Below are 2115 nucleotides of genomic sequence, written 5' to 3' on the forward strand. Positions count from 1 at the left end.
GACCTCAACGAGGTCCTGATCAGAGACGTCACCTCCACCTACGCATTCCGGGTCACCGGAGACTCCATGGAAGGAGCCGGGATCTACCACGGCGACGAAATCCTCGTGGACCGATCCATCACCCCCCAACACGGTGACGTGGTGATCGCCGTCTACGACGACGAATTCACCGTCAAACGCCTGCACGTCCACGACCACTCCGTGGTCCTCCACGCGGAGAACCCCGCCTATCCCGACATCACGATTCCCTCGATGACCCAGCTCCAGGTGTGGGGCGTGGTGACCTACTCGATCCACCACGTCCACTCCCGGAAACTGCACTAGCCAGGCCAAACAAGGTGGCAACCAGTGATCGCCCTGGTGGACGTCAACAATTTCTACGCCTCCTGCGAGGCCCTCTTCGAGCCCTCCCTGGCCGGCAAGCCGCTGGTGGTGCTCTCCAACAACGACGGGTGCGTCATCGCCCGCAGTGCGGAGGCCAAGGCCCTGGGGATCAAGATGGGCGACCCCTGGTTCCAGCTGCGCGCCGACGCCCAACGCTGGGGGCTGGAAAAGCGGTCCTCCAACTACCAGCTCTACGCCGACCTGTCGGAGCGGGTGATGCTGCTGCTGGCCCGCCACGCGATGGGTCAGGAGGTGTACTCCATCGACGAATGCTTCCTGCTCCCACCCGAAGGCACTCCGGCCGAGCAGGTGCGGTGGGCCCGGCGGCTGAAAGCCACCGTGGCCCGCAATGTCGGGCTGCCCGTGAGCATCGGCATCGCCACCTCTACCGCGGGCGAAGATCGCCACCGAGACCGCGAAAGAGCTGCCCGCCACGCACGGGGTGGTCCACTGGGACCAGGCCCCGGACGGGTACTGGGAGCGGCTCCTGGCGGCCCTGCCCGTCACCGAGGTCTGGGGCATCGCCGGGCGGCTGGCCAAGCGCCTGGAGGCGATGGGGATCGAGACCGTCGCCGACCTGCGCGATGCCGACCCGGTGGCCACCCGGCACAAGTTCTCCGTGGTGCAGATGCGCACCGTGCTCGAGCTCAACGGGTTCCCCGCCATCCCGCTCGAGGATGAGGTCGCCACCGAGCAGCAGATACTGGTCTCCCGATCGTTCCCGGATCCAATCTGGGATCCGGAGATCGTGGGCCAAGCCGTGGCCGAGTTCGCCCAACGCGCCTCCCACCGGCTCCGGAAGGAAGGCGAGGTCACCGGGCGGATCACCGTCTTCGCCACCACCTCCCCGCACCGGGCCGGGCCCACGCACAACGTCTCGGCGCACGTGCGGCTGGGGGTGCCCACCAACGAGCCCACTCTCCTGATGGCCGCCGCCCGGGCGGCACTGGTGCCCAAACTGGTGCACAGGATGTCCTACATGCGCGCCGGCTTCCTCTGCACGGACCTCACCCCCGAGGGAGCGGTGCCCGTGCTGCCCGGGGTGCTCGAGCAGCCCGTCCCCATCGGGGAGCTCATCGATGCGGTCAACCGCCGCTTCGGCACCGGCACCCTCGCCCTGGGCCGACTCGGCACCCACTCCCCCGGCCCCCTGGGCCAACCACCAAGCAGACCTCTCCCGCCAGGTACACCACCGACTGGAACGAACTCCGCACCGTCTCCTGAACATCCGCTTCTTTGCTGGTCCGCACTAGAACTGACCTACTCCCCCAGCCGCTCAAGGCGACAGCCCTCCTTGGGGCAGGGTTGGCGGACGATGGCTGCCGCACATTTCCTCGGCCCTGGCGGGCCTCCGAAACGCTTGGCCAGAGGAACCTCGAGGCACTTCCGCGTAGGCCCAGGCAGCACCGAAGGCGGAGCGTACTAGACGTTGCCTCACTTCATCCCCGGACCCCGGATGGAAAGCCAAGGACGTTCCTATATAACGTATATTCAATCAAGTGCTCATATTCAATCTTCAAAATTGACCATGCTGCCCCTCCTGTGGTTCCGGCATGGAACAAAAGCGTGGGGCGATCGCGGTGCGGGTGCGTTCGACAGTGAGAGCACGGTCCGCAGTGCAAGGCCACCTCGGCCCGCCAAGTGGGAAAAGCATGTTGGACACATCAAAGACTGCATACTGATTGCATTGAATATATACAGCTTAATTGCGATAGACATTGGACGGAGCCC

Annotated in this window: 3 protein-coding genes and 1 pseudogene; all 4 read left to right on the top strand. The window is 65.5% G+C overall.

Translation table 11 applies throughout. The features are described 5' to 3' along the window. A partial coding sequence (locus BJF77_RS02380) for a LexA family transcriptional regulator (RefSeq protein WP_075871175.1) occupies positions 1-324 on the top strand: 324 nt, incomplete at its 5' end. A gap of 36 nt (positions 325-360) precedes the next feature. After that, a pseudogene (locus BJF77_RS22460) lies at positions 361-759 on the top strand (DNA polymerase V subunit UmuC); the annotation flags it as partial. Positions 760-826: 67 nt separating this feature from the next. Further along, the gene (locus BJF77_RS19875) at positions 827-1810 is read left to right on the top strand and encodes a hypothetical protein (RefSeq protein ID WP_158041162.1); all 984 of its coding nucleotides are present in this window, start codon (positions 827-829) and stop codon (positions 1808-1810) included. Positions 1811-1912: 102 nt separating this feature from the next. Next, the coding region (locus BJF77_RS20970) for a hypothetical protein (protein ID WP_222844953.1) at positions 1913-2115 on the top strand (203 nt) is incomplete at its 3' end.

The sequence above is a fragment of the Kocuria sp. CNJ-770 genome (assembly GCF_001942375.1).
Taxonomy (GTDB): Bacteria; Actinomycetota; Actinomycetes; order Actinomycetales; family Micrococcaceae; genus Kocuria; species Kocuria oceani.